This is a genomic window from Leyella stercorea, assembly GCF_019052365.1.
Taxonomy (GTDB): Bacteria; Bacteroidota; Bacteroidia; order Bacteroidales; family Bacteroidaceae; genus Prevotella.
This window is the reverse complement of record NZ_JAHQUY010000150.1, coordinates 1-1,759: the sequence shown is the minus strand read 5'-3', so window position 1 is coordinate 1,759 and position 1,759 is coordinate 1. Positions and strand designations below refer to the sequence as shown.

The 1,759-nt window shown below is 41.4% G+C and carries 2 protein-coding genes and 1 pseudogene; all 3 read left to right on the top strand.

Annotation, left to right across the window (positions count from 1 at the left end; all coding sequences use genetic code 11):
• Positions 1-722: 722 nt before the first annotated feature.
• The gene (locus tag KTQ90_RS13205; protein WP_217318811.1) at positions 723-1,139 is read left to right on the top strand and encodes a hypothetical protein; all 417 of its coding nucleotides are present in this window, start codon (positions 723-725) and stop codon (positions 1,137-1,139) included.
• Entirely contained in the window at positions 1,127-1,498 is a 372-nt protein-coding gene (tnpB, locus tag KTQ90_RS13200; RefSeq protein WP_217318810.1) for an IS66 family insertion sequence element accessory protein TnpB, read from the top strand. The genes KTQ90_RS13205 and tnpB overlap by 13 nt, the downstream gene beginning before the upstream one ends.
• A gap of 74 nt (positions 1,499-1,572) precedes the next feature.
• Positions 1,573-1,759 (top strand): annotated as a pseudogene (locus KTQ90_RS13195) (IS66 family transposase); the annotation flags it as partial.

Sequence of the window (1,759 nt, the reverse complement as noted above, 5' to 3'; positions counted from 1 at the left end):
ATTGTTTAGGTTAGTAGTAATAGATTTAGGTTTTTAGTTATTAGGTTTAAGGTAAATTGTTTAACAGGTAGCTATGAAGGATCGTGAGACTCTTCATTAATTACGAAAAAGGATTTTTAGTTAAACATAGGTTTACGGCGCTGCTCGATGAGAGTAGCGCCGTAATTCTTTTATATACCTAAGAGTAGCGCCGTAATTCTTTTGGTTACCTCAATCTGGGCATACGATTACCGCAGCGATGTAACACCATTACACCACTGCGGTAACACCATTACACCACTGCGGTAACACCCGTTTTACACCGCGGTAATCGTCCTACCACGGGAGCAATTCATTCCAATTATCCCATTTGGAGTAATTGTTTGTTAATAATACTAATAAAAGCAAGCAGATATAATACTTTTCGGAAAAAATTATTACCTTTGTTGTAGTTTTGAACCCAAACGATTGAGAACACCCCGTATAAAGTTGATAATTTTTTTTAAAATCATATTTTGGTAAAATTTAGTTATTTAGGAGAGCATTTCAAGTGATTGAAGTGCTCTTCGCTTTTTATAGGCTGGAGGATATTCGTCTGCAGCTGGGTGACAAACTGGGAGATACCACTCTACAGCTGGGAGACAAACTGGTAGATAGCCCTCTGCGGGTAAGCGTATCCGCGATGCAGCCTTGTCCATATTTTTTTATCTCTTTACCTTTGCTGCGTGAATAAAAAATCTAATATGATAGCAGCAAAACGATATGAAAGCGTATGGAATGCGTTTTTGAAAGAGTTACCACGTAATCCAACTATCACTTTATCCTCTGTTCAAAAGGAATGGCATACTAACCGCAAAGGAATGCAACGCTGGATGAATAACAACGGACTATCTGTAAAAGAAGCCAAGAAGCGTATACGTGGGTGTAATCAATATGTGACAGAAAACCAAATACCACCTATACCCGAGGTTGCAGACAGTCTGTTCCTGCCAATGACAACAGACAGGTCTGCTCCACAGTCTGAATCTTGTGACATACTCTCTGGTGTAAGTCTGACATTCCCTGACGGCACACAAGTGAACATAAAACGTGGCAGCGCACAAGCCGTCATGTCATTCCTCAAGCTTTATCAAATGGAGGGTCTGCCATGTTTGGATTGAACGACGGAATGCGCTATTTTGTATGCCAGCGCTATGTTAGAATGAACCTGGGGATAAACGGCCTTTATAAGCTTGTGTCGCAGGAGATGGATCTGCCGCCACTAAGCGGGGCTGTGTTCATCTTCTTCAGCAAGAACCGACAGCAGGTGAAACTCCTTCGCTGGGATACGGACGGTTTCACACTCTATCAGAAGCGACTTGAAAGAGGTACCTTCGAGATACCCTATTTCAACCCCGGCAAGAAGGCTTGTGTAATGCCCTATAAGACTCTATCCGCCATCATGAGCGGAATATCGTTGAAGTCGGTAAGATATCGCAAGAGGCTGAGCATTGACAATTCTATGTTTGTAAATAATTGATAATCAGTAATATTATTGTCAAAATACATGATTGTTTATTTGGTAGTCTCGTCTTTTTTTCGTACCTTTGAAGTATGAAGAAAGACGAGATTATTGCATTGTTGCAGCAACAGATATCATTTTTGCAGGAACAACTCCAGGAGGCGAACCGTAAGGCGGATGCCCTTCTGGAAGAGGTCACGTCTTTAAGAAATATGCTCGAACATAAGTCGGAGGAAGAGGCCAAGCAGAAGCGCATAATCAAGGGACTTGCCAAGATAA